We start from the raw sequence: 25,331 nt of genomic DNA, 5'->3' as shown, positions 1-25,331 counted from the left end.
CTTCTCTATAAAAAAGTTCCTCACCCTTCGATGATCCGTGTCAGTCTTGCCACAAGGTCCTCGATTTTCTCATCCTTCATCCGGTAACTGACCGGGTTCACGATCAAGCGCGATGTGATATCCACAATCGTCTCGTATTCAACGAGACCGTTCTCCTTCAGCGTCCGCCCAGTGGAGACGATATCGACGATCCTGTCAGCGAGTCCGATCAGCGGTGCAAGCTCGATTGATCCGTTGAGCTTGATGATCTCCACCTGTTCCCCTTGCTCCCTGAAGTAAGATGAGGCCACGTTCGGATATTTGGTCGCGATCTTCGGAGCGACGTCATTCATCTTTGTATCGGGAAGTCCTGCAACAGCCAGGTAACAGCCGCTGATCTTCAGGTCCAGCAGTTCATAAACGTCTCGCTCTTCTTCGAGCATCACGTCTTTTCCGGCAATCCCGAGGTCTGCCACGCCATGCTCAACATACGTCGGCACATCCATCGGCTTTGCTAAAATAAACCTGAGATCCTCCTGCGGCACTTCGATGATCAGTTTTCTTGAATCATCGAATTCCGGAGGCAGATCATAGTCCGCTTTTCTTAATAGTTCAACCGCTTCTTCAAAAATCCTGCCTTTAGGCATCGCAATCGTCAAACTGCTCATCGATTTTCACCACCATTTCCGTTCCGGTCCTGTCCCACGACAAAGTGAACATTCGTGAACCCTTTTGTAAATTCATCCACGTCCCCGACACCCTTCCAGTTCTGAAGGACCACTTCCTTCCCTTCGTCCCTGAGTTCTGATGCGAGCGTGATTGCTTCCTTCCGTCGTTCGTCACTGAACAGCACGCACTCCTGCTCGGATGAAGATAATTCGATGTTCATCGCTTCGAGGACATAATCGAGGCGCAGTCCGAATCCCGTCGCCCCGGACGTTTTGCCGAACTTCTCGAGAAGCTTGTCGTAGCGTCCGCCATTCCCGATCGCAAATCCGACGTTTTCGCCATACACCTCGAACAGGATGCCGGAGTAGTAACTCATATGACTGACAAGGCTCAGATCGAATTTGATATATTGTTCAACCCCATAGTCTTGTAGGATGCTCCATAGTTCCTTTAATTGTTGAAGCGCCCCAAGTCCTTGTTCGCCTTCCAGGAGCGAGTGGGCTTCAGCGAATACATTGTCTGATCCCCTCAATGTCAAAAAGCTGAACAATCGCTGTTTATCGATTGATGATAAAGTCAGTTCATTCACATGCTGGCGATATCCCACGTAATTTTTCTCGTAGAGGAATCTTCGTAGCGTATCCGCCCGTTCTTTCGTACCGACAATCTGGGTGAAAAGCTCCTGCACGAAGCCGATATGCCCGATTGAAATTTTGAAATGCTCAAGGCCTGCTTCTTTTAGTACAGATACCATGAGGGCAATCACTTCTGCGTCGGCACTGACGGAGTCGTCACCGATGCACTCAATGCCGACCTGCTCGAATTCCGCCGGACGCCCTCCTTCCCGCTGTTGCGCACGGAACACGCTGTTTGAGTAGGCAAGCCTTAGAGGCGTCCGGTCCTTCAGTAGCTTCGATGCCGCAATGCGTGCGATCGGAGCCGTCATATCTGGACGGAGTACAAGCGTGTGTCCCTGCTGGTCCAGCAGTTTGAACAGCTGCTGATCGAGGATCGCGGATGCGTCCCCCACCGTTTCGTAATATTCTAGCGTTGGCGTCTCGATGAATTTGTAGCCCCAGCGCTTCATCGCACCTTCCATTTTCTTTTTCGTTCCATCTTTTATCTCATATAAATCAGGAAATGTATCTCTCATTCCCAACGGCTTCTCGAACATGAATAGCTTCGTCATAAGAACCACCTTTGACATTGGATATTGATTTATTTTCCCCCAGGATAGAGGGATTACTATTAGTTGATTATTCCGAAATCCTTTAGTTCGCTAATGTGCTAATAAAATAAAGTTATTAGTTAGTTTAGCTTTTCTTCCGGTATTCGTCAACCGGTAAGCGGGGATTTTTCCGGGATGGTTGCTGCTTATTTTAGGGATGGGATGATTGATTTGCGGGTGGATGGCGTGGCGGGGAGAAGATAATGTTGAATCTGGTGCAATAAGATGAAAGCGGGTGCGAGGTTGACGGGTTCGGGGCGATTACTCCTAGGAGGTTGCAATTCTGGCTCGACCGGTTCAATTATCCCAAAACAGGTGCAATGACCATTTCACTACATCCCCAAAGCGGCCACGACCTGTCCCACTCTCACTTCCCCAGCGATATATCCCCAATCATCGCCTTTCTCCAATTAAAAAAAGACAGAAAAAGAACCTACACGCTCTTTTTCTGTCTTTTCCCTGAATTTATGGTGTTCAATCCATCATGTTGCCGATTGCCGAGTCTTTCGATGCTCCAGGACAGCATGGTTCATTCTCCTGAGCGCCTGGTCGACCCGTTCTTTCGGGCAGGCGATGTTCATGCGGACAAATGAGCGGCCGCCATCCCCGAACTTGAAGCCTTCATCGAATTTGACGCGGGCTTTTTTCAGGAAGAATGTGCAAAGTTCTTCGCCTTCCATCCCAAGTTCACTGCAGTCGATCCAGATCAGATGGGTCGCCTGCGGCACGATGGCCTTCAGTTCCGGCAGATGCTGATGGAGATAGTTGAGGACGTACTGCTTGTTGTCTTGGAGTACCATGAGCAGTTCATTCAACCAAGGCTCGCCTTCTTCGTAGGCGGCGATGGTCCCTTCGATCCCGAATACGTTCGGCCTCATGAGTCCGAATCCTGTCAGTTTCTGATTATACTTCTCTCGTAGTTCCTTGTTGGGAATGAGGAGGATCGAGGTTTGAAGTCCTGCGATATTGAACGTTTTACTCGGTGCCGCACAAAGGATGCTGTTTTCCAGCAGGCTTTCGTCGACTTTAAAGAGCGGCAGGTGCTCATGCCCTTCGTACACTAAGTCGCCATGCATTTCATCCGAAATGATCCACAAGCCATGACGCTCCGCAATCTCGCCGATCCTCTCCAGTTCATCGCGGGTCCAAACCCTCCCCACCGGGTTATGAGGGCTGCAAAGAATGAGCAGTTTATTTTCCGGTCGGCGTGCTTTCTCTTCCAGATCATCAAAGTCGATCGAATACGTGCCATCATGGTAGCGAAGAGAATTGGTGACCACGCTGCATCCATTGTTTTCGATCGTGCTATAAAACGGATAGTAGACGGGATCCTGGATGATGACCCCGTCCCCCGGCTCAGTCAATACGGACAAGAGTACGTTGATTCCCGGTATGATCCCGGGGCTGAAACAGATCCAGTCTTTATCGATTCTCACCCCAAAACGCCTGTCCCACCAAGAAACGATTGAATCAAAATATCGGTCACTGAACGTGGTGTATCCGTAAATGCCATGCTGCGCCTTTTGATTCAGTGCCTTTACAATGGCCGGTGCTACCTGAAAATCCATATCCGCAATACACATCGGTATGACATCTTCTTCAGGAAACGACCATTTTACAGAGTGCGTGTTGTTCCTCTCGATGCAATCATTCCAATTCATATCCCTTGCCCCCTAGGTTTGTCTATCGTCTATATTCTTACTTTATACCAGATCGGCGCTAGTTTAAATGGCATAATATTGGGGGATTTTTTCTTCAAACCCTTCGTTAACGCCGCTTTTGATTCCGTGCAAGACTTTTCTTTCCACGAATGACCCGTGAGCCCCTTTAAATCAACCCAAACCTTTTCATAAAAAAAGACAAAAGTAGATCTTCCCCACTTTTGTCTTCTTTCCTATTCTTCAGCTTTCAAGCCATATATTTCATCTTCCCGCCAGCGCTCGGCAAGCTGTTCTTTACTGTAGATGATACGCATCGGGTTTCCTCCGACAAATGCTCCCGGGGGAACGTCTTTGTGGACGAGGGTGCCTGCTGATACGATGGCTCCGTCCCCGATCTCGACACCCGGCAGGATGGTCGTATTGGCGCCGATCATGACCTCGGACCCGATCTTCACTTCACCGAGCCGGTATTCCTTGATCAGGTATTCATGGGCGAGGATCGTGGTGTTGTAGCCGATGACCGTGTTGCGGCCAACAGAGATTTTTTCAGGAAACATGACATCGAGCATGACCATGAGGGCGAAGGATGTCTGTTCGCCGATCTTCATCCCAAGGAACGTCTTGTACAGCCTGTTCTTCAACCCGAGGAAAGGCGTGTACCGTGCGGTCTGGATGACGACGAAGTTCTTAACCACTTTCCAGAACGGCACGGTTTTATACACGTGCCAAAGCGAATTGGCGCCTGTCACCCTGTAGCGTGTCGTTCTCCTCATGCAGTCGGTTCCCCCACCACCTTGAGTAGGTCTGGCATCGTTTCAAGCATCACGTCCGGTTCATACTGCTCTAGATGCTCGCGTCCTTTTGCACTCCACGCGACACCCGCTGCGAGGACACCCGCATTTTTCCCAGCAAGGATGTCGTGGTGGTTGTCCCCTACCATGATGGCTTCACCAGGTTCAGAGCCGAGTGCTTCCAACGCTTTATTGATTGGTTCCGGATCGGGCTTTGCGTTTTCGACTTCATCGAGGGTGATGACAACGTCGAAGAACGGTCTGAGCTTCATCAAATCCAATCCTTTCAGGACCACATCGCGGACCTTTGTCGACACGATGGCAAGCTTGTATCCCTTCTTATAGAGTTCTTCCACCGTCTCGTATACCCCTTCGAATTCCGTGACGAGTTCATCGTGGTGCTCATGGTTGAATGCACGGTAGTGGGTACACATTTCTTCCACTTTATCAGGGTTCAACTCCCCGAACGATTCCTCAAGTGGCGGTCCCATGAAACGGAGCACATCTTTTTCCTCATACTGACCGGGATAGTAATGGTTCAGTGTGTGGAGGAAGGAAGAAATAATCAGATCATTTGTATTGATCAATGTTCCGTCCAGGTCAAATAATACTGTTGTAATTTTGCTCATATTGCTTCTTCCTTTCTTTTTTTCGATCGATTCTGTTCCAACTATACGCGATGATCATCGTCAATACGACGGCCGTGACAAGGCGGATGATCAAGAGCGGGAGGACAGGGATTCCAAGTGGGACGAAGATGAGCGTATCCTCAACGACCGCGTGACAGGCTACGAGGAAGATAAAGGCGATGGTGACGTCCTTCTTGCTCACTCCATCTTCTTTGACAGCCTGGATCATCACACCTGCTCCATAAGCAAGGCCAATGACGAGACCGGCCACCATCGTCGCCGACGTATTGGCATTCATGCCCAGAGCCTTTGTAAACGGCGCCATCCAGCGAGTGAAGACCTCCATCCATCCAAGATCTCTCATGATCTGGATGATCACCATAAGCGGGATGACGATCAGCGCCAGCTGCAGCACTCCGTAACCTGCTTTCTCCAACCCGAGCAGAAGGATTCCCCCCCATCCTTCTGGATCTGCCTGCTGAGGGGGCATCATGCCGTATTGCGCCACCTCGGACCCGCCCTTCCAGACGAGGTTAATGACGATCGCCGAAATGAGGGCCAACCCGATCCGGACCGTGACAATCAGCCAGATTTTCACACCGACTTTGGAGGCGACCGTCGATTCAATCAATAGATTATGGGAAAAAGACAGCATCACTGCGATGATGAACACTTCTTTCACCGTCAAATCGAGCGATAGGATCCCGGCGATTCCTGCGTATAAATTGAGGAAATTGCCGAGGACAAGCGGGATGGCGGCGTCACCGGACAAACCGAGCAGCCTCATCAATGGCGTTATTTTCTCCATCACCCAAGGTAGCACAGGTGTGTATTGCAATACGAATACAATCAATGTGATGGGAAAGATGACTTTCCCGAGTGACCACGTTGTCTTAAGACCGGACATGCCGCCCTTTTTGACCGATAGCATCCACATGTTCTCTTCTTCCCTTCTCCCAATAGTGAAGAATCCGCTCCCTTCTTGAACGCAAACGGGCCAACCGGCACTTGTTCACTTCAAAAATCACGCGGATTCTTCAGCCTTTTTCTCTTTACATGTTTACTTCTTCATTGCTTTTATCATGATAAGCGTGCTTTGCCATTCCCGATTTCCTTCTGAAGACGATCAGCACGGCAGCCACTGCGATCAGGACAAGTGAAATGACCTGTGCCATCCGTAAATATTCCGTCAGCATCAGGCTGTCCGTCCTCATTCCTTCAACGAAGAAGCGGCCGATCGAATACCAGATGACATACGTAAGGAATAGTTCGCCACGGCGCAAGTTCACTTTTCTGCGAAGAACGAGCAGCAGGATGAAGCCGGCGATATTCCACAGTGATTCATACAGGAATGTCGGATGATAGTACGCACCGTTAATGTACATCTGGTCAATGATGAATTGCGGAAGATGAAGGTTTTCCAAAAATGCACGGGTCACTTCCCCGCCGTGCGCTTCCTGGTTCATGAAATTCCCCCAGCGACCGATCGCCTGGCCGAGGATGATGCTCGGCGCCGCGATATCGGCGAGCTTCCAGAAGGAAATCCCCTTCCTCTTTGCGAAAACGAGCGCCGTGATGACGGAGCCGATCAAGGCTCCATGAATGGCGATCCCGCCGTTCCAAACTTTAATGATATCCCCTGGATTCTGGGAATAGTAATCCCATTCAAAGAGGACATAGTAGGCCCTTGCCGATAGGATGGCGATCGGGATTGCCCATACAAGTAAATCGACAAACGTATCAGGATGAAGCCCGAGACGCTTGCTTTCCGATATCGCTAAATACAATCCGAGTGCAATTCCGACTCCGATGATGACGCCGTACCAGTGTACCTGAAGCGGCCCAAGCTGGAATGCGATCGGATCGATGGGTGTGATCGACTGGTTCATTGTTTCGCTCCTTTTTTCAAGGTTCATTCCTCATCCGTTCTTCAAAATACCAAAAGGCTCTCACCCCTCGAAAGGGGCAATATTCAAGACCGGATGATTGGAATCCCCATTAGTTCTAATCAGATGTCTTCGTTTACTCCGTCTTCAATGACGTCCGAAAGGCGGTGGGTAAATTGTTCAGCGGCATTGACGCCCATCCGCTTGAGGCGGAAGTTCATGGCAGCCACTTCGATGATGACCGCCAAGTTTCGTCCTGGACGGACAGGGATGGTCATCTTCGTGATGTCCGTATCGATGATTTTCATTTTCTCTTCCTCAAGACCCAGTCGGTCATACTGCTTCGTTTTGTCCCAAATCTCGAGATTGATACAAAGAGTAATGCGCTTATAATTGCGGACAGCCCCCGCACCAAACAGGGTCATCACATTGATGATGCCGACTCCACGGATCTCGAGGAGATGCTCGATCAGTTCCGGCGAGCTTCCGATCAGCGTATCGGTATCTTCCTGACGGATTTCAACGCAGTCATCAGCTACGAGACGGTGACCCCGTTTCACCAGTTCGAGTGCGGTTTCACTTTTACCGACACCGCTCTTTCCTGTGATGAGGACCCCGACTCCGTAAATATCGACGAGCACACCATGCACGGCCGTTGTCGGAGCGAGCTTACTTTCAAGGTAGTTGGTCAGCCTTGAAGAGAAACGGGTCGTTTTCATGGAAGAACGCATGACCGGGACGGATGAACGGTTCGCTGCTTCCACTAATTCGCCAGGGATTTCCAGGTCGCGGGAGATGATGATCCCCGGCGTGATGTCCGTGCAAAGCGCCTCCATTCTCCGATTTCGTTCCGCTACGTCCAGAAGTTCCAAAAAGGATAGCTCCGTTTTACCTAAAAGCTGGATCCGTTCTGCAGGATAATAGTTGAAATAGCCGGCCATTTCGAGCCCCGGCCGTGATATATCACTTGTTGTAATCGGTCTATGTAATCCTTCTTCACCGCCCACAAGCTCCAAGTTGAATTTTTCCAGTATATCTTTCGTTCGCACCTTTGCCAAAGCAAGCTCCTCCTTCGATGCAGTAAGCATTTCGTATCTTTTCTACTCTTCCCTATTTTAGCAATAATGAAGAAAAGCGCAAGCGCGCCGGTTGTGATGAGCGATGCTAAGGTTAAATATAGGAAGACCCTATAAAACCGCTTTTGATTTCCGTGCAAGACTTCGCTTTCCGCGGGCGGTTGATGAGCCTCCTCGTCGCTTACGCTGCTGGTTTTCACCTAACTCGCTATACCCGCAGGAGTCTTCGTCTTGCACTCCAATCAACGCTGGAATGAACTTTTTAAGGTATCGCCATTCTTCGTAGCAGTGACGCTCTTCGCGAGATAAAAATATAAAAGAAGCGTAGCCCACTACGCTTCTTTTATGAATCTTTCGATTGCCGTCATGATGCTCTTATGGATGTCGATTGATTTCAGGACGTGAAAATCATGTTCGAGGCTGTGATTGGCGCGTGGGATCAAGTGAAGCTGTAGGTCCGGATTGCTGGCGAGTTCCCCGAATCTTCCTTCATCGTAGTGACGATCATGGTCCCCGATGAAAAGGATCCCTTTATGGCCGCGTTCCTTCATTGCAGCATGTACGCTGTCCACTTTGTGTAAGGGGGTGAGCCAGATGACATTCGCATCTTTGAAGCATTCCCGCTGTAGCTCGTTGCCCATGGGGATTGTACCGACGGATTTACCGATCAGGGAATAGGCATCGTATGCTCTTTTTTCCAACACAGCATCAATCACGTTTTGACAATCATCCTTCATTACCTCATCGAACTCATCATCACTGAGTTCTTTCACATCGTCCGAGTGATAGTGATAATTGATATGCAGGACATCCCAGCCCTCGTTCAGGAATATGCCCGTCGGGTAGTGCAGGAGCGGCCCCATGACCGAATACCCCATTCCCGGGAAGAAAATGGCGAGTCCCCGTGGATGCTCGGTTGTCGTCAGCAGGTTATAAGGGACCTGCTTGCCCTTGAATCCGGTAACACTGGATGATGTGGATTTCATTGGTGACTCCTCCTCTTCGTTTCCAACTATTTCTAGTTCAACAAGGAAAATCCCTTCTTTCTGCAGTCGAAATTTGAACGCAAAAAAACCCCAGTCTTCCATCGACTGGAGTTCACTTCTCTTTCTTTGGTTCCAACACAGCTTTCTGGATGATCAGATTGGCAAGTGACAGGATGATCGATGCCAGCAGGGCCATTCCGAAACCGGATAGTTCGAACGCATCCCCCATGATCCCGTCAGTGAGGAGCAGGGTGATGGCATTGATGACGAACAAGAATAATCCGAGTGTCAAAATGGTCACTGGCAGCGTCAAAAGGATCAGGATCGGACGGATCAAACCATTGAGGATCGCAAGGATGAAGCTCGCGATGACCGCCGCCCCGAAGCCTGATACATTGAACCCGTCGAAAAAGCCTGCCAATGCGATGAAAATCACTGCATTGATTAGAATTCCGACAATCCATCTCATTATCTGATGGCTTCCTCCTTATTCGGCAGCACGAAGGCCAATAAACCGTACACGACGACGAGCGGGAAGAACCCTGTCGGAATCAATAGAATGATGAAAATGACGCGTAGAATCGTCGCATCGATCCCGATAAAGCGGGCTAACCCACCAAGCACCCCGGCAAACTTCCGGTCGGACCTTGATCGCGCTAATTGTTTTTTCATACTAACCCTTCTTTCTCATCTTATGCGTTGTCCTTCTTAACATTCTTCTCCCCGTCCTTTTTTATGAGGAAAGAACGTTTTTTATCCGCAAAAGATGGAGAGAGATGATGCGCAGAAGGACAACCTCCTTACACGCTTCCCCCTCTCGGTCATGTCTAAACGACGAAGAGGGGCACATTACACAGAATCGGTGTTCCTGTCCGCTGCCTTCTTGATGATGACAGAACCCGCCTTCGTTTCTGCAAACAGGTGCAGCTTTTCGGCTGAGTCCGTTTTCCGATTGAAGCGGATATGCTTCTGGACGACATCATTCTTTTCCTCGACAACATCGATCCCTTGGAGTTCCACCTTGAAATTTCCTAGGTTGGACTTGGCTTCACCGACGATGTTGATGGCTTCCGGGACATAAAGATCGATACTGCCCGTCACTGTCTTCGCATGCACCGTATCGGCTTTTTGGCCCGTGATGCTACAGATGATGTTTCCATTCAATGATTGGACATCGGCATAGTGGATATCCCCTTCAACCTGCACCTTCCCGTTGATCGATTCCGCTTCGACCTTTTCGGCTTTCGCATTCAAGATCGTAATGGCACCGTTCGATGTTTCAACCTCTGCTTTCTTACTTGTGAGTTGATTGATCTGGATCTTTCCGTTAGCTGATTTTGCCCGGAAATCGTCGGCTTCAATCCCATCCGCCTTCAAGCCTCCATTGAACAATCGCACCGAGATCTTCTCATACTGATGCTTCGGGATATATAATTTCGAGTCCACTTTCATCCATTTCAACTGTGTGGAGAAATAGAGAGATTTCTCATCAACAGCGAATGACGTGTTCTCCATGAACTGCTTGCGGGCCTCTTCACGATCTTCGGTACGGTATACCTTCGCCTGACACTCGACCCTCACCTCTCCGCCGTCCCATGGGATCAGTTCGACTTTCCCGTTGGCGACGTCGATGTCCACCTTTGTGAATTCGGTATTCGGCTGCTGAAATACGTGGGAAACCTCGACCGACTGATTCCACTGAAAATCGAAGTCAAAATTCTTTATTTTTGAAAAAGCGGTGTTCATGAAGTCAAGGATCTTATCCTTCGTTTTATCGGATTTGTACCCATGATCGTCTTTCTTTTCGTCTTGAAAAATGGACACAAACTCATCGAGGAAATCCTTTTCCTTCTTTCCGGATGGTTCGGTTGTTTTATCGAGTGCTTCTAAAAGGGTCAATGCTTCCTGTGCCGTTATCGTACCTTTTTCCACCATATCGAGAATCCGTTTACGTTCTTCGTTCATCTTCCTTCATCCCCTTATCGTTTGATGGTTCTGCCTGCAAGCCGTGGCCTGATGGATCGCTTGACAGAGGCTCTAGGCAGGGTCTAATTTAGATCAACACTTTGATTCCTTTATATACATTCCAAATGACAATGATGATATTGATCAATATGAATAAACCGATCATCAGTAGGAAAAACACTGGAATTCCCGAGCCCGTTGCGAAGATCCCGATATCCAAAAAGATGCCTGCAAAAATGAACGGGATGCAGATCAATGGGATGATATGCGAAATCAGCGCCGATTTGGCATCCTTCTTCACATGGGGGTGATCGGTGATGAAATACACAATGACCGGAAAAATGAACCCTGCGAAAAATATACTAAAATAGCAAAGTGCTGATAATATCTTGTTGGTTTCCATCTTCATCATCTCCTTTACTATTATTTACGATACGTCTCTTAAAAGGTTTCATTCTTGTGAATTTCCTTCTGAGATTATTTTCTCACAGGACAATTCGTCCTTTACTCCATCCCTGGTCTGATTTTTTGTCGGTACGGGGATGTGTTTTGTACTCGTGTGGAATTTTACCTACCTCCTGGCCGATTCCGTGCAGAACTTCTCTTTCCGCGGGCGAGAGTGGCGCCTCCTCGGCTGGCCAATTGGGTCCCCACTGCTTCGCTTTTCCGAGGGAGTCTTCGTTTTGCATCCCGATTAACAGTTGGAAAAACATAAACAATTTATAAAACACCAAAAAACCCGAACTAATTGGAATGAATATAGTCCGGATTTCAACTACTATGTTTCGTACCAAAACCTTTCCCTCATTCAATTATTCTTCTTCCATCTCCTTATCCTTCAGGTGCTTCTCCACTTGTTGGATCGATTTAAATTCGTTGACATCGGTGACTTCCAATCCGTCCGTCTCTACTGCAACGAATCCGCCGGATGATTGAAGGATGTTTGCTTTGATTTCCTTATTACCGGGCAGGTTGTATTTTTTGAGGAGGGTCGTCTCCCCTTTCTCTTCCATTGCCGTCAGCTCAGCCGCATAGGCATCGATATCCATCCCAGGTTGGATCCGCTCCTGCAGCTTCCCGCTTCCAAGCAGCTCTCCTCCTTTGTCAGTCGCTTCCCCTTGCTCGTCCATTTCCATTGTATCCGCGTTTGCGTTTTCTCCCATTTCCCCTTCATCATCCGATCCACACGCAGCAAGCAGCGGGAAGGTGAAGGAAAGGGTCAACGCCATAATAATTTTTTTCATGGAACGCTCCTTTCTATTTGATGGTTCACGTTACAGTCTGTCACTACTTATTTATCCACTGTGCCTTTTGTTAAACATTGGAATCGTCTGTGAAGTGAATTTGAACCAATATAAAAAGCCACAGTTCCAATCCCCCAATGGGATTCGGACTGTGGCCTTCGGTTATTCCTTCAGGTCAATCCATTCATCCAGGAATCCTTCTTGATCCCCTTCTACGTGATTTTCAAAGAAAGCGGCAAAGATCCTACTGTCCACTTCATTGAATTGATAGTCGGTGTAATAGGCGGAAAGGAAGTTTAGTGCTTCGCTTTTGCCACCATGTTCACTGAAATAATCATGTAAGATGAGCGGGACTTTCCCATATACGAGTGAATGGTACTCATCACCATATTCATCGAGTCTCCTGTTCACGTTGTCTCTAGAATTGCTTTGTTGGAATATCCCTTCGGCGAACGAGTAGCCTTTTCCTTCGTCCTCATAATAATTCGATAAAAAGAGCGACGCGGCAAGCTCTGACATCCCTTCATCGAGCCAGGCATCCTCAATCGGGTCATTCGAAACCAAGTAATAAAACCATTGATGGGCAAGTTCATGGGCGATCGTATGCTGATACCCATCCGCTTCATGTGATACTTCGACAACGTTCGGATACTCCATATTCCCCATGTTGGCGACAATATCCAATTCCTTGAACGGGTAAGACCCTATATTCGTATTAAAATATTCGAATGCTTCCTGTGCAAATGAAAGCATTTCCCCGCCCGACTTCCCTTTTCCTTTCGGGAGGAACAAGCGCAAGTCCGATTTGGCATACATCCCCGTGCTCGCCTCGATGGACTTCCCTTCCCATTCATCCGGGTCCAGGAGAGCCAGATAGAAGTCTTTACTAGTAGCTGCCTCGATCGTCGTATCTGTTACTGGCTCGAATCCAAGATCCCTACCGGAACTTGCAATGTGGTAATCACGAGGAAGACTCACATTGATTGTGTAGTCGCCGTATGTCGTGTGATAGGATTCTCCCTTCGGATTGAACGCCTCAAGCTTCCAGCCTTTTTCATAAGGGGCAAGCATCGGGTACCATTGTGCGAGGAAGAAACTATTCCCCTTCCTGGAGAGCCTTAGTCCATCCTCCGGTACCTTCAATGTATAGTTGAACGTGATCCACTTCTTCTCCCCAGGAGGCAGCTTCTCGTCTAACGTAACAACCAGTTTGTCATTCTCCAACGAATATTCGAGGTCTGTATCCGAGCTTTTCACGGATGAGATGGCCGTTTGGACGGAACCCTTTACGGATGCCGGCTTCTCCGCGTCGGTCAAGGCGTTCGGGATGAAATAGAATCCAACATCCTTCCACTCATCATCCGATTGATTGTTAACAACCGCCGTTGCTTCGATCGTGAAAGTGTCATCTTCACCGAGTGACACATCCATCATGTAGTTCGCCCTTGTATTCGAAAGTGTACCGAGGTGGATACTCGGGACGTAGGCTTCCCGGTCCGCATCCACATCTTCCGGGGTGATCTCGACCGCAAACGGTCCAGGCTGATTTGCCTTCCCTCCCTTAAAGAGAAAGTGTTCGAACTTCTCTGGCACTTCAAAAGTAAGTAGCGCACTCACAACGGCCGGCATCTTCAGTTTTCCTGCGCTGTAGTTCCGGGAGGTCGGTATTTGTACATCAACCGCGTCATAGCTCGTATATTCTTCATCGATCAGCTGAAACATGTTCGGATTGTATCGATCATTCCCATATTCCGAAAAGAGGAACTCCGCCTCGACCGGTATGGTGATGAGTCGGTGGCCCTTTTTCGGTTTTTTGACATTTTCAGGCGTCTTGACCAATTTTCCAAAGTGATAATGTTCTTCATTCATCAGGATGCTCTCTCCCAGCATGGCAGCCCGGTAGGCTAATTCCTTCTGACTGGAAAAGACTAAAGAGGCACTATCCGAAGTGGTATCATCGTCCGTCTTCTCCTGTTCTTCTTTCTCTTTCTTTTCATACTGGTCGACCGTTTCTCCCTCGGTCCCTTTTTCCATTTCCGGTGATGCGAGACTTACCGTTTCGGTATGCTCGATTGAAGAGACGGCATGGGTGATGAGGGACGCGACTCCGAGGAACAGTGCGATCCCTGCTGCCGACAGGATGATTTTGAATTGTTTTTCGGTCTTTTTGCTATTCTGGACGCCTCCGTTCAGCCCTTGATAAGGTGTAATCCTCGCAGCCTTCTGCGCCGGCAGGATACTGGCAAGCGTACCCGTGACCATCGGGATCAGCATGGTGAGGACATATAACCAAATCTGCTCATAAGGAAGCTCTCCATACATGCTCCAGATCAACAGGAAGGCACAGAATAAACCAAGCACACCTGCAAATAATCCTGAGATCGCCCCTTCCATCATCACGAGTCCCCTGATCGTCTGATTCCTCCAGCCAAGCGCTTTCAGCACCGCGATTTCCGGTTGCCTTTCCGATACGTTCTGCCAAATGATTTCCGCGGTGGTCAGGATCGCGATCAAGAGGGCGATCCCCATCGCCACGTAATGCATCGTGCTCACTTCCATCGCCACGTATTCCCCGAGCCAGGTCGTGAACATGACTCCTTTCAACCTGAACGTAATAAATAGGAAGAATAATAGCATCCCGCTCGGCAGCCCCATGGAAAATACCGACAGACCGGTCCGCTTCCACTTGGATAACAGTCCGTTAAGCGCCATTCCGACGACGTTGTGCGATTTTACGACTCTCCGCTGCCTGTTGGAGATCTCCCCGGATTTCATGGTTTCATAAGGTTCTATTTTCCTGACAAGTACGGCAGGGATCAAGGCCCCCAGCAGATAGATCAGTAGACCAAGTAGGCCGATGAGGAATACCCTGAGTCCCGATGTTTCAACCGGGGACGTGTACATGAACCACCCCAGGATCATCCAGCTGATCAAGGAGACGGTCAGCCCAAGGACAGCCGCTTCAAGCAACAACAGCTTGGATAGCTGCCCAGGCCTCCATCCTAGCGAAAGGAATACGGCAAATTCCTTCTTCCTGCCATACATCATGATCAAGTTGGAGGAAAACACATACACAATTGCCACTGCGACCACGCTGCCGACGACTCCGCTTATCCCCAGTTTCGCTTCCTTGAAGATCGTCATGGAGGAACCGATCTTGATCCACGGCTGCTCGATCCAACCAACGCTCTTTTCCCCATCGATGCCCGGAATATGTGTAAGGGCAGGCTGCGGGGAAGAACCGAGCGTCACATCCACGATCAGACCGGTTTCCTTTTCAATCTTATCTGCAACCTGCTGCAATCGAGCTTCACTTTCTTCGTTAAACTGTTCCACTCCCGTCACATTGACACGGATGGCGGAAATCGGATCTTTTCCGATGATCTTGGAAGCCGCTTCAAGCGTCGTCAGCATAAGCGGAGGCTTTGTGAGATAACCGTACGGATTATTCGTCGGTTTCATCGCGACGGGTGGATTCACTGGTTCTTCATCGCGATCCAGCACCCAGCTCGCGCTCGAAGGAAAATAAGTCTCAACAGGAAGCTCATTCAAGGGATCTTTCGAAATGTTGAGCTTACCTGGATCGAATACACCTAGAACATCGAGCCTCAGCCTCGGCCACTGTGCAGATTTTTCACCGTACAATTCTACAGGCCGATAAGACTGATCTGCCGCCAGTAGTGAATCCTCCAGAATGTCGTATGGAGTCACTTCATAACTGTATGCCCAGCGGTCAGGAAATGGACTACTGACCGGACGGTACTCCACAGGCGTCGGTTTGAACAACATCCACCTCATGCCAACCGATCCCGACCCGGTCATGTAGCTTGGATTCATCACTTGATCCACCGTTTTCTTATGAGCTTCTTGAGTTGTATACGTATATTCTTTTACAACCGTCCCATTGACGGTCTTCAGGAATTCCTCCCCTCCTTTTTTCTTCACGTCTTCCATCGTGCTGCTCTGTTCATCTGCTGCAAAAGGTAGATCAAGCTTTTCAAAAACATAGTTCATTTCACCATCGATGAATTCTTGGTTGCTCATGATGACCGGGATCCTTGTGTCGACCAGCCCGTCGCCAATAGGAAACTCTTCAGGCTTATCGCTTTCCTTGAAATATCGGCCCGACTTGCCTACAAGCATTGCCTCATCAATCCCCACAAGCTTTGCTTCCTGCTCCGGATCAATCCCCGCCACCAGGATTTCCGTCCCGTAGCTCATCTTTCCGTCAAACACGACCACTCCATATTCCATGCCTGCACTCATGGCATCCCAACCGCCGACAGTGAAATAGGCGTCTCCTTCCGATACATCCTTTCCTGCACCTGTATCGACCGTTTCGATTGTCTTTATCCGGTAGACACCAGGCTCCGTAATTTCCGCCTTTCCTAAGTCAACATAATTGCCGACAGAACCGATCATGGAAATCGGGGCTGCAATGCTGACATCATCCATCCCTTTGATGGTTTCATACTGTTCCATGGTAATCCCGCCATGCAGGCCACTCAAATAATTCGGTTCCAATAGATTCATCTCTTCCGTCACACTGCGCGACCCTTCCGGACGGACAACAAGGTGGTAGGAGGACTTCCATCTCTTTTGAAGCTCGTTGACGATCGTCCCGTTATTGGATTGAGTCACGCCGACCAGATAACTGAGTCCGACACTGAGCAGCAGGACACCGATGATCAGCAGGATGAACCGGTCCTTATTCCTCCACCAGGAATTCCAGATAAACCGGATCATATCGTCGATCCCTCCCGGTCAGCGACAATGACGCCGTCTTTCATCTCGATCATCCTCGCTGCCTTCGCTGCAAGGGAGGGATCATGGGTGACAAAGATGACCCCGCACCCCTTTTCCTGGTTCAAGGAAGACAATGTGGAGAAGATCAATTCACCCGTCGCTGTATCGAGGTTCCCGGTCGGTTCATCTGCAAGCAGCCACTTCGGTTCATGGACGAGTGCCCTTGCGATTGCCACACGCTGCTGCTGTCCGCCGGATAATTGTGATGGCAGGGAGTTGAATTTATCCCCCAGTCCGACTTTATCAAGTAATTCTTGTGCACGTTTCTTCTTGTCGTAGGGGACTTTTCGAGAAAATAGGGGAGCCATGACATTTTCAATGGCCGTCATCGTGGGGATCAAATGGAATTGTTGAAAAATGAAGCCGATGTTTTCAAAGCGAAAATCTGCCAATTGTTTTTGATTCATCTTGTTGATGCTGACCGAGTCGTAAAGGATTTCTCCGCTGGTGGAGCGGTCCAATGTGCCGATGAGACTGAGGAGGGTCGACTTGCCGGACCCGGATGAGCCCACAACGGATACAAATTCACCACTTTTGAATTCTACCGAAACGTCGGAAAGGGCGTGCGTCTCCACCCCCTCTCCCTTGAATGTCTTTGTTACCTGTTTCATTACAATTGATTGACTCACTTTACAAATCACCCCGAATTATAAGAATATTGTTATAATTATAACAAATAGATTACAAATATGTGGGTTATTTGGAAAATATAGTTTTATAGAGTACGAGTGTGTTTGTGTGTCTCTGAATGGTGCTGTTGATTTCCGTGCAAAACTTCGCTTTTTGCGGGCGAGCGTGGAGCCTCCTGATATGAACGAAACCGTCAAGATACTCACCCTACACTGACTTTGGATTTGTTTTTAGGCAATACCCTAAATACGGAAGCTTATTTTGACTTCTCAACTTATATGATTCCATTCATCACCGCTAATGATTTCCGTGCAAAACTTCGCTTTCCGCGGGCGGTTGGTAAGCCTCCTCGTCGCATTCGCTCCTGCGGGGTCTCACCTAACTCGCTTTTCCCGCAGGAGTCTTCGTTTTGCACTCCAATCAACCGCTGGAATCGTTTTAGATGTAATTTTACTTTAATATAAGAACACAGCACGTGGCTTATCTAAAACCCACAATTCACTTGTATATGTACTAAAAATAAATAGAAGCTCGCACACCAACATCTTATCCTTGGCTGGTGCACAAGCTTCCTTCTATTTATATTCGTTGCCTTTCTTCGAATTCTTGCCGGATCTCGTTTAGAACCTTTCGATCGGTCAGCAGCTGTAAGCCGGTAAGGGCGAGTGCTTTGGCCCCTGTAAGAAGTGCCCGGTCGCCTTCCGGGGATTTTGCTGCTTCCCTGAATTCATTCGTGTGGACAACGAGCGATTCCTGACCGATTTTAATGTAGGGATGGATGGTCGGCACGACCCTGCTGACATTACCTGCATCCGTTGAGCCCAGTCCCTTGCGTTCGGTTTCATCAAAGGATTCACCAAGTGATTCGATCGCTTCCTGAAAGACCTTGTCAAAGCGGCGATTCAATTGAAAGTGATCCACTTCATTTTGGATCTTGATGATATTGATCTCTGTTCCTGTAGAAAGTGCCGCTCCTTCAGCAACGGCTTTTACTTTTTTTGTGACCTCGTTGCAAGCTTCACGTGTGGCCGCCCGGATGTAAAAGCGTGCTTTCGCATAGTCTGGGACAATATTCGGAGCATCCCCTCCATGGGTGATGATACCATGGATCCTTACGTCTTCTGTCAGGTGCTGACGAAGGGCGTTGATGCCGTTGAACAATTGGATGACACCATCCAACGCGTTGATGCCGTCTTCGGGAGAAGCTGCGGCATGTGCGGAGCGTCCCCTGAATTCAAAGTCAAGCGGATCGACGGCAAGTGTACTGCCAGTCTTTGTTGTGCGATTGTATGGATGGACCATCAAGCATGCATCCACCCCCTCGAACAATCCCGCTTTTACAAAGCTTCCTTTCGCGCTGCCGTTTGGCCCACCTTCCTCTGCAGGAGTCCCGAACACGACCACTTCCCCGCCTGTTTCCTCAAGGACGGACGAAAGGGCGATGGCCGCCCCGCAGCTTGCCGTCCCGATGATGTTATGACCGCACGCATGCCCGAGTCCAGGCAGCGCATCATATTCAGCGAGGTATCCGACGACCGGTCCTTCCTTGCCTGAACTTTTGCGGGCTACAAAAGAAGTCTCATGTCCTGCAACTCCTCTTTGGACTGAAAAACCATTCTGTGATAACAGCGAGGTCAACGTATCCGAAGCAAAGAATTCCTCATTGCCGATTTCCGGATTGTCATGGATTTGATGGCTGATGGAAATAAGAGTGGATGATTGTTCTTCCACTGCAGCCGTCAGTTGATGCCTGACCTCTGGCTTATTCACTGTCTTACTCATGAAGCATCACCTCCTATTGGATTTCACTCAGCGGTACGAATGTTGGGATCAATGAATTTTTATATGTTTTCTTGATATGTTCAGCCACATCATCCTGCTGGTAAATCTCTACGATCTTTTGATACGTTTCATTGTCCTTATCCTTCGCCTGTGCAGCAATGATATTGATGTATGGCGTTGACTCCGAGCCTTCGATGTAGATGCTGTCATCCACCGGGATAAAGCCGGCTTCCACCGCGACACCGTTATTGATGACCGACGCCGCTACATCTGGCAGTACACGCGGAGTCTGGGCAGCGACGACCGGTGTGAGTTCAAGATTCTTCGGATTTTCTTTGACGGCATCAAGTCCCTGGGACTGTTCAAAACCTTTTTCAAGCTTGATCAAACCTGCTTCCTGCAAAAGAAGAAGGGCACGGCCCATGTTCGTTGCTTCTTGAGGGACGGCGACTTTACTTCCTTCTGAAATTTCCTCAATGGACTTATATTTATCAGAGTAGATACCCATCGGCGCGATGAGTGTTGTCCCGATTGGTGCAAGATCCAGGTCATGCTCTTTGATGAAAGAATCAAAATAAGAAATTGTCTGGAACGCATTCAAGTCGATATCTCCATCGGCTAGCGCCTGATTCGGTCTCACGTAGTCGGCGAACTCGACAAGTTCGATTTCAATGCCTTCTTTTGCGGCCTTCTCTTTGATGTATTCCCAGATCGGAACCCCTGACCCATTCAAACCGACTTTCACAACTTCCTTTTCATCCGAACCATTGGCTTTGTCGCCTGAGCATCCACTCAGAACAAGGGTAAACAAAAGGACTGCTAAACTTAATAGACTGATTGATTTTTTCATGCTATTCTCTCCTATCTTCTTCTGATCATTTTCGATAATGTATTTCCTGCAGTCTGAAGGCCTTGAACCATCACGACTAAAATAATGACGGTCACAATCATGACCGAAGTTTCAAATCGCTGATAACCATAAGCGATGGCAAGATCCCCAAGACCTCCGCCTCCGACTGCCCCTGCCATGGCTGATGCACCCACCAGTCCGATGGTGGCAATCGTGATATTCAGTACAAGCGTGCTCAATGCTTCAGGGATGAGAATCCCGTAGATGATCTGCCAAGGTCCAGCACCCATCGATTCAGCCGCTTCAATGACCCCCGGCTCCACTTCCAGGAGCGAACTTTCTACTAACCTTGCAATATACGGGGCTGCAAATACTACAAGCGGAACTACGGCTGCTGCCGTCCCGATAGACGTCCCCACTACCAATCTTGTAAAAGGGATGATTGCCACCATCAGGATGATGAACGGAATCGAACGGAATACGTTGATGATACTGCTCAGTACAGAAAAGATGGCTTTATTTTCAAGTAAGTGCCCCTTCCTCGTCACAACGACGATGATGCCGAGCGGCAGTCCGATCAGTGTTGCAAACAATAATGAGAATGACACCATGGCGACCGTATCCCACGTGGCTTCAATGATTTTCGGCCAAAATAATTCCCAGTTAACTTGCACGTTTCTCCACCTCGCTTACGAATAGTCTGTGCTGCCAATACGTTAGTACATCTTCGGTTTCCTTGTCGCTCCCGATGATTTGTACAATTAGATTCCCAAACGGCTTTCCCTGAAGCTCTGTAATCTGACCAAATAATACGTTAATATGGGCATTGAATTTTTTTGCCGTCTCGGAAAGAATCGGTGCCCCGGTTGAATCTCCTTTGAAAATCAGGCGGCAGATGCGTCCTTGCCTGCTGTCATTCAGTTTATCGAGTACCGACTGAGGAAGCTGATCGTTCATGACGCTTTTCACGAAATTTTTTGTGGTCGGTGTCTGCGGATTGGAGAAGATATCAAAGACACTTCCTTCTTCCACGATTTCCCCGTTTTCCATTACCGCCACTTTGTCACAAATCTCCCTGATCACCTGCATTTCATGGGTGATCATCACGATCGTGATCCCGTATTCTGCGTTGATTTTCTTCAACAAGGTCAAAATCGACTCCGTTGTCTGCGGATCAAGTGCGGATGTTGCTTCGTCACACAGCAGGATGGATGGTGACGTCGCAAGTGCCCTTGCAATGCCCACTCTCTGCTTCTGGCCTCCCGATAGTTCATCCGGATAATGTTGCGCCTTATCTTCCAAGCCAACGAATTCCAACAATTCGTTTACTCTCCTTTTGATTTTTTCTTTCGGCCATTTTGCCAGTTTAAGAGGGTACGCAATGTTCCCGGCAACAGTGCGGGATTGAAACAAATTGAAGTGTTGAAAAATCATCCCGATTCGATGACGTTCTTTCCTAAGCTCGACCCTTGTCTGATCTTTCAGGCTTCTCCCTTCGATGAAGATGTCGCCCGATGTCGGTTTTTCCAAATAATTGAGGCAGCGGACAAGCGTACTTTTACCCGCTCCGCTGAATCCGATGACTCCGTAGATTTCCCCTTTATCAACCTCAAAGGATACATTGTTCAATGCCGTGAACGGTCCATCCTTCGTGTCAAATAATTTCGTAACATTCTGAACTTTGATCATATGGGACTTGCTCCTTTCTTCGCTATGTATCATTTTCTGTGATGAGTTCCTAGGACAAGAATGAAAATAAAAAGTGCCCCCCTTCATAAGAAGAGAGGCACAAAATGTATATGTCCCGCTCTTCTCATCTTTCAAGTCACATGACTTGATGGAATTGGCACGGTATTCATAAGAACCCGTTGCCGAGGTTTCGCAGGGCCAGTCCCTCCACCTCTCTGGATAAGAAGATATCGCTTTATTAAATTATATGATGGTGCGTTTAAGCATTAGGGTAATGTTATAAGATTTCCAGTGGGTTGTCAATCCTGTATTTGAAAATTTTCACCTTGGCATTCCACTAATGATTTCCTCGCAAGACATGGACCATTCCTTTACACTCCGGACATTTGCTTTCAACAGGGAAGTAGTCGAGCCTCCCCGACGACTGCAGAGGTCTAGACTCTTCCTCTTCCCCTCGGAGTCAATTGCCTTCCGCCCCAATCCACCCGTGTCTCATAAATAATGCTAGAAGGATCAATCATGCCTAAAGTCAAAAAAGAGGACCAAGAAAATGGCCCTCTCTGTTAATCCAATTCAGATTTAACTCGTTACCTCTTCCTTCTCACGGATTCGCTTCTTCATGCGCTCGCGGTCGCGGTCGAGGATCGGTTTCAGGTATTTGCCTGTGTAGGATCCTTTGGCTTCTGCGACTTTTTCAGGGGTTCCGCTGGCGATGATGGTTCCGCCTTTGTCGCCGCCTTCAGGTCCGAGGTCGACGATGTAGTCGGCCGCTTTGATGACGTCGAGGTTGTGTTCAATGACGAGCACGGTGTCGCCGTTTTCCACTAAACGTTGCAGGACGGTCAATAAGCGGGCGATGTCATCGACATGGAGTCCGGTTGTCGGTTCATCCAGGATGTAGAGGGACCGGCCGGTTGATCGGCGATGGAGCTCGGAAGCGAGCTTCACACGCTGGGCTTCCCCACCGGATAGGGTGGTCGCCGGCTGACCGAGCGTGATGTAACCGAGCCCGACATCTTCGATCGTCTGCAGCTTCCGTTTGATCTTCGGGATATTTTCGAAGAACTTCACTGCATCCTCCACGGTCATCTCGAGGACATCCGAAATGTTCTTATCTTTATATTTCACTTCAAGCGTTTCACGGTTATAACGTTTTCCATGGCAGACTTCACATGGTACATACACATCAGGCAGGAAGTGCATTTCGATCTTGATGATCCCGTCACCGCGGCACGCTTCGCATCTTCCGCCCTTCACATTGAAGCTGAAGCGCCCTTTCTTATATCCACGCACCTTTGCTTCATTGGTCGTTGCAAAAACATCGCGGATATCATCGAATACGCCGGTATAAGTGGCCGGATTCGATCTCGGCGTGCGTCCGATCGGTGACTGGTCGATATCGATGACCTTATCGAGGTGATCGATTCCCTTTACTTCTTTATGCTCACCAGGCTTGGTCTTGGCATTGTGAAGCTTTTGAGCCAGTGATTTATGAAGGATTTCATTGATGAGCGTACTCTTTCCGGAACCGGAAACACCCGTAACGGCCGTAAAGACACCAAGAGGGAATTTCACCTTGACGTTGTTCAGGTTATTTTCCTTCGCACCCACCACTTCAAGGTATCGCCCATCCGGCTTTCTTCGTTCCTGCGGCAGCGGAATGAATTTCTTTCCTGATAGATACTGGCCCGTCAATGAGTTCTTGTCTTCCATCACTTCGTCCGGGGTACCCGCAGAGACGACCTCCCCGCCGTGCACGCCTGCTCCCGGTCCGATGTCGATGAGGTAGTCGGCAGCAAGCATCGTGTCTTCATCATGCTCGACCACGATCAATGTGTTGCCGATATCCCTCATATTCTTGAGCGTATCGATCAAGCGATCATTGTCCCGCTGATGGAGACCGATGGATGGCTCATCCAGTATATAGAGGACGCCTGTCAGACGCGATCCGATCTGGGTAGCGAGGCGGATCCGCTGCGCTTCCCCACCGGAAAGGGTCCCTGCCGCACGGCTTAATGTCAGATAATCAAGGCCGACGTTCACAAGGAAACCAAGCCGTTCCCGGATCTCCCTCAGGATGAGGCGGGCAATCTTCATATCCTTCTCGGACAACTCGAGACGGGCGAAGAAATCATCCGCTTCCTCGATCGAGAATGCCGTGACTTCACCGATGTGAAGGGAATCCACTTTCACCGCCAGGCTTTCTTCCTTCAGACGGTGGCCGTGACAAGTCGGGCAGTCCTGCTGCGCCATATATTTCTCCATCTGTTCCCGTATATAGTCCGAGCTCGTTTCACGGTATCTGCGTTCGATATTTTTCATGACCCCTTCAAAGCGCAAGTAATTTTCACGCACTTGTCCGAAGTCGTTTTCATAGCGGAAATAAATTTCATCCTTACCAGACCCCTTGAGGATCTTATCCATCTTATCTTTCGGGATATCCTTCACCGGGATGTCCATCGGGATGCCGTAATGGTCACAGACCGCCTTCAAAAGGGATGGGTAATATTGAGAGCTTGTCGGTTCCCACGGGGCAATCGCGTGCTCATTCAGTGTGCGGTCCCAATTCGGGATGACGAGGTCTTTATCCACCTCTAGCTTCGTCCCGAGACCGTCACAGCTTGGACAAGCTCCGAAAGGACTGTTGAATGAGAACATCCGCGGTTCAAGCTCGGTGATCGAGAAGCCGCAATACGGACAGGCGTGGTGCTCGCTGAACAGGAGCTCTTCCTCTCCGATCACGTCGATGATGACCTGGCCTTCCGCCAGGCGGAGTGCCGTTTCAAGGGAATCCGATAACCGTGCGGATATTCCGTCTTTCACGACGATCCGGTCGATGATGACCTCGATCGTATGCTTTTTATTTTTTTCCAGATTGATTTCTTCTCCAAGATCCTGGACCTCACCGTCGACCCTGACACGGACGAATCCTTGCTTCTTGATGTCTTCGAAAACCTTGACATGCGTGCCTTTTCGCCCTGATACGACAGGGGCTAGGACCTGAAGCTTGGTACGTTCAGGATACTCCAGGATCCTGTCCACCATCTGCTCGATGGTCTGGGAGGAAATTTCAATTCCGTGATTCGGGCAGATCGGTTTTCCGACCCTTGCGAATAACAACCTGAGATAGTCATAAATCTCCGTGACCGTCCCGACTGTCGAACGGGGATTTTTGCTCGTCGTTTTCTGATCGATCGAGATCGCCGGTGACAATCCTTCAATGGAATCGACATCCGGTTTATCCATCTGACCCAAGAATTGACGTGCATACGCAGACAGCGATTCAACATAGCGGCGCTGTCCCTCTGCATAGATCGTATCGAATGCAAGGGATGATTTCCCCGATCCGGATAGACCGGTCAGGACGACCAGTTTATCTCTCGGAATTTCGATATCGACATTTTTCAGATTATGAGCTCTGGCTCCTTGTACGATAATTTGGTCTTTTGCCATTCCTGTT

The 25,331-nt window shown here is 49.0% G+C and carries 21 protein-coding genes and 1 riboswitch; all 21 genes read right to left on the bottom strand.

The window, feature by feature from the left end; all coding sequences use genetic code 11:
* Positions 1 to 20: 20 nt before the first annotated feature.
* Positions 21 to 647: an ATP phosphoribosyltransferase gene (hisG, locus tag LCM10_RS10310; protein ID WP_224876170.1), complete on the bottom strand. Its 627-nt coding sequence runs from the start codon at positions 645 to 647 to the stop codon at positions 21 to 23.
* Entirely contained in the window at positions 644 to 1,837 is a 1,194-nt protein-coding gene (locus tag LCM10_RS10305) for an ATP phosphoribosyltransferase regulatory subunit (protein ID WP_224876169.1), read from the bottom strand. The genes hisG and LCM10_RS10305 overlap by 4 nt, the downstream gene beginning before the upstream one ends.
* 521 nt (positions 1,838 to 2,358) lie before the next feature.
* On the bottom strand, positions 2,359 to 3,537 hold the full coding sequence (locus tag LCM10_RS10300; RefSeq protein ID WP_224876168.1) for a MalY/PatB family protein: 1,179 nt from the start codon (positions 3,535 to 3,537) through the stop codon (positions 2,359 to 2,361).
* 233 nt (positions 3,538 to 3,770) lie between these two features.
* Positions 3,771 to 4,310, bottom strand: coding sequence for an acyltransferase (locus LCM10_RS10295; RefSeq protein ID WP_224876167.1), 540 nt, complete (start codon positions 4,308 to 4,310; stop codon positions 3,771 to 3,773).
* Positions 4,307 to 4,957, bottom strand: a complete 651-nt coding sequence (ppaX, locus tag LCM10_RS10290; RefSeq protein ID WP_224876165.1) for a pyrophosphatase PpaX — start codon at positions 4,955 to 4,957, stop codon at positions 4,307 to 4,309. Before ppaX ends, LCM10_RS10295 begins: the two co-directional genes overlap by 4 nt.
* Positions 4,929 to 5,894, bottom strand: coding sequence for a nucleoside recognition domain-containing protein (locus LCM10_RS10285; RefSeq protein ID WP_224876163.1), 966 nt, complete (start codon positions 5,892 to 5,894; stop codon positions 4,929 to 4,931). The genes ppaX and LCM10_RS10285 overlap by 29 nt, the downstream gene beginning before the upstream one ends.
* Positions 5,895 to 6,009: 115 nt before the next feature.
* Positions 6,010 to 6,846 (bottom strand): prolipoprotein diacylglyceryl transferase, encoded by an 837-nt coding sequence (gene lgt / locus LCM10_RS10280; RefSeq protein WP_224876162.1) that lies wholly within the window; start codon positions 6,844 to 6,846, stop codon positions 6,010 to 6,012.
* A gap of 119 nt (positions 6,847 to 6,965) precedes the next feature.
* A complete protein-coding gene (gene hprK / locus LCM10_RS10275; RefSeq protein ID WP_224876160.1) occupies positions 6,966 to 7,901 on the bottom strand; it encodes an HPr(Ser) kinase/phosphatase in 936 nt (311 codons plus the stop codon).
* Positions 7,902 to 8,251: 350 nt separating this feature from the next.
* Positions 8,252 to 8,905 carry an alpha/beta hydrolase gene (locus LCM10_RS10270; protein WP_224876158.1) on the bottom strand — a complete coding sequence of 218 codons (654 nt, stop codon included), beginning with the start codon at positions 8,903 to 8,905 and terminating at the stop codon, positions 8,252 to 8,254.
* 112 nt (positions 8,906 to 9,017) lie between these two features.
* Entirely contained in the window at positions 9,018 to 9,374 is a 357-nt protein-coding gene (locus LCM10_RS10265) for a phage holin family protein (RefSeq protein ID WP_224876157.1), read from the bottom strand.
* On the bottom strand, positions 9,374 to 9,577 hold the full coding sequence (locus tag LCM10_RS10260) for a PspC domain-containing protein (RefSeq protein ID WP_224876156.1): 204 nt from the start codon (positions 9,575 to 9,577) through the stop codon (positions 9,374 to 9,376). Before LCM10_RS10260 ends, LCM10_RS10265 begins: the two co-directional genes overlap by 1 nt.
* A 177-nt stretch (positions 9,578 to 9,754) precedes the next feature.
* Positions 9,755 to 10,870: a DUF4097 family beta strand repeat-containing protein gene (locus LCM10_RS10255; protein ID WP_224876154.1), complete on the bottom strand. Its 1,116-nt coding sequence runs from the start codon at positions 10,868 to 10,870 to the stop codon at positions 9,755 to 9,757.
* Positions 10,871 to 10,958: 88 nt separating this feature from the next.
* Entirely contained in the window at positions 10,959 to 11,273 is a 315-nt protein-coding gene (locus LCM10_RS10250; RefSeq protein WP_224876153.1) for a DUF4870 domain-containing protein, read from the bottom strand.
* 409 nt (positions 11,274 to 11,682) lie between these two features.
* Positions 11,683 to 12,114 (bottom strand): hypothetical protein, encoded by a 432-nt coding sequence (locus tag LCM10_RS10245; protein WP_224876152.1) that lies wholly within the window; start codon positions 12,112 to 12,114, stop codon positions 11,683 to 11,685.
* Positions 12,115 to 12,276: 162 nt separating this feature from the next.
* Positions 12,277 to 16,860: an FtsX-like permease family protein gene (locus tag LCM10_RS10240; protein ID WP_224876151.1), complete on the bottom strand. Its 4,584-nt coding sequence runs from the start codon at positions 16,858 to 16,860 to the stop codon at positions 12,277 to 12,279.
* Positions 16,857 to 17,549, bottom strand: a complete 693-nt coding sequence (locus tag LCM10_RS10235; RefSeq protein ID WP_224876150.1) for an ABC transporter ATP-binding protein — start codon at positions 17,547 to 17,549, stop codon at positions 16,857 to 16,859. Before LCM10_RS10235 ends, LCM10_RS10240 begins: the two co-directional genes overlap by 4 nt.
* A gap of 580 nt (positions 17,550 to 18,129) precedes the next feature.
* Positions 18,130 to 19,332 carry a M20 family metallopeptidase gene (locus tag LCM10_RS10230; RefSeq protein ID WP_224876149.1) on the bottom strand — a complete coding sequence of 401 codons (1,203 nt, stop codon included), beginning with the start codon at positions 19,330 to 19,332 and terminating at the stop codon, positions 18,130 to 18,132.
* A gap of 13 nt (positions 19,333 to 19,345) precedes the next feature.
* The gene (locus LCM10_RS10225) at positions 19,346 to 20,182 is read right to left on the bottom strand and encodes a MetQ/NlpA family ABC transporter substrate-binding protein (protein ID WP_224876147.1); all 837 of its coding nucleotides are present in this window, start codon (positions 20,180 to 20,182) and stop codon (positions 19,346 to 19,348) included.
* A gap of 11 nt (positions 20,183 to 20,193) precedes the next feature.
* The gene (locus LCM10_RS10220) at positions 20,194 to 20,856 is read right to left on the bottom strand and encodes a methionine ABC transporter permease (protein ID WP_224876146.1); all 663 of its coding nucleotides are present in this window, start codon (positions 20,854 to 20,856) and stop codon (positions 20,194 to 20,196) included.
* Entirely contained in the window at positions 20,846 to 21,871 is a 1,026-nt protein-coding gene (locus LCM10_RS10215) for a methionine ABC transporter ATP-binding protein (RefSeq protein WP_224876145.1), read from the bottom strand. The genes LCM10_RS10220 and LCM10_RS10215 overlap by 11 nt, the downstream gene beginning before the upstream one ends.
* A gap of 121 nt (positions 21,872 to 21,992) precedes the next feature.
* A riboswitch (SAM riboswitch) is annotated at positions 21,993 to 22,097 on the bottom strand.
* A gap of 353 nt (positions 22,098 to 22,450) precedes the next feature.
* A complete protein-coding gene (uvrA, locus tag LCM10_RS10210) occupies positions 22,451 to 25,324 on the bottom strand; it encodes an excinuclease ABC subunit UvrA (RefSeq protein ID WP_224876143.1) in 2,874 nt (957 codons plus the stop codon).
* Positions 25,325 to 25,331 lie beyond the last annotated feature (7 nt).

This window comes from Rossellomorea aquimaris (assembly GCF_020171925.1).
Lineage (GTDB): Bacteria > Bacillota > Bacilli > Bacillales > Bacillaceae_B > Rossellomorea > Rossellomorea aquimaris_F.
The sequence above is the reverse complement of the archived record's forward strand: the minus strand, read 5'-3'. Positions and strand labels throughout refer to the sequence as shown.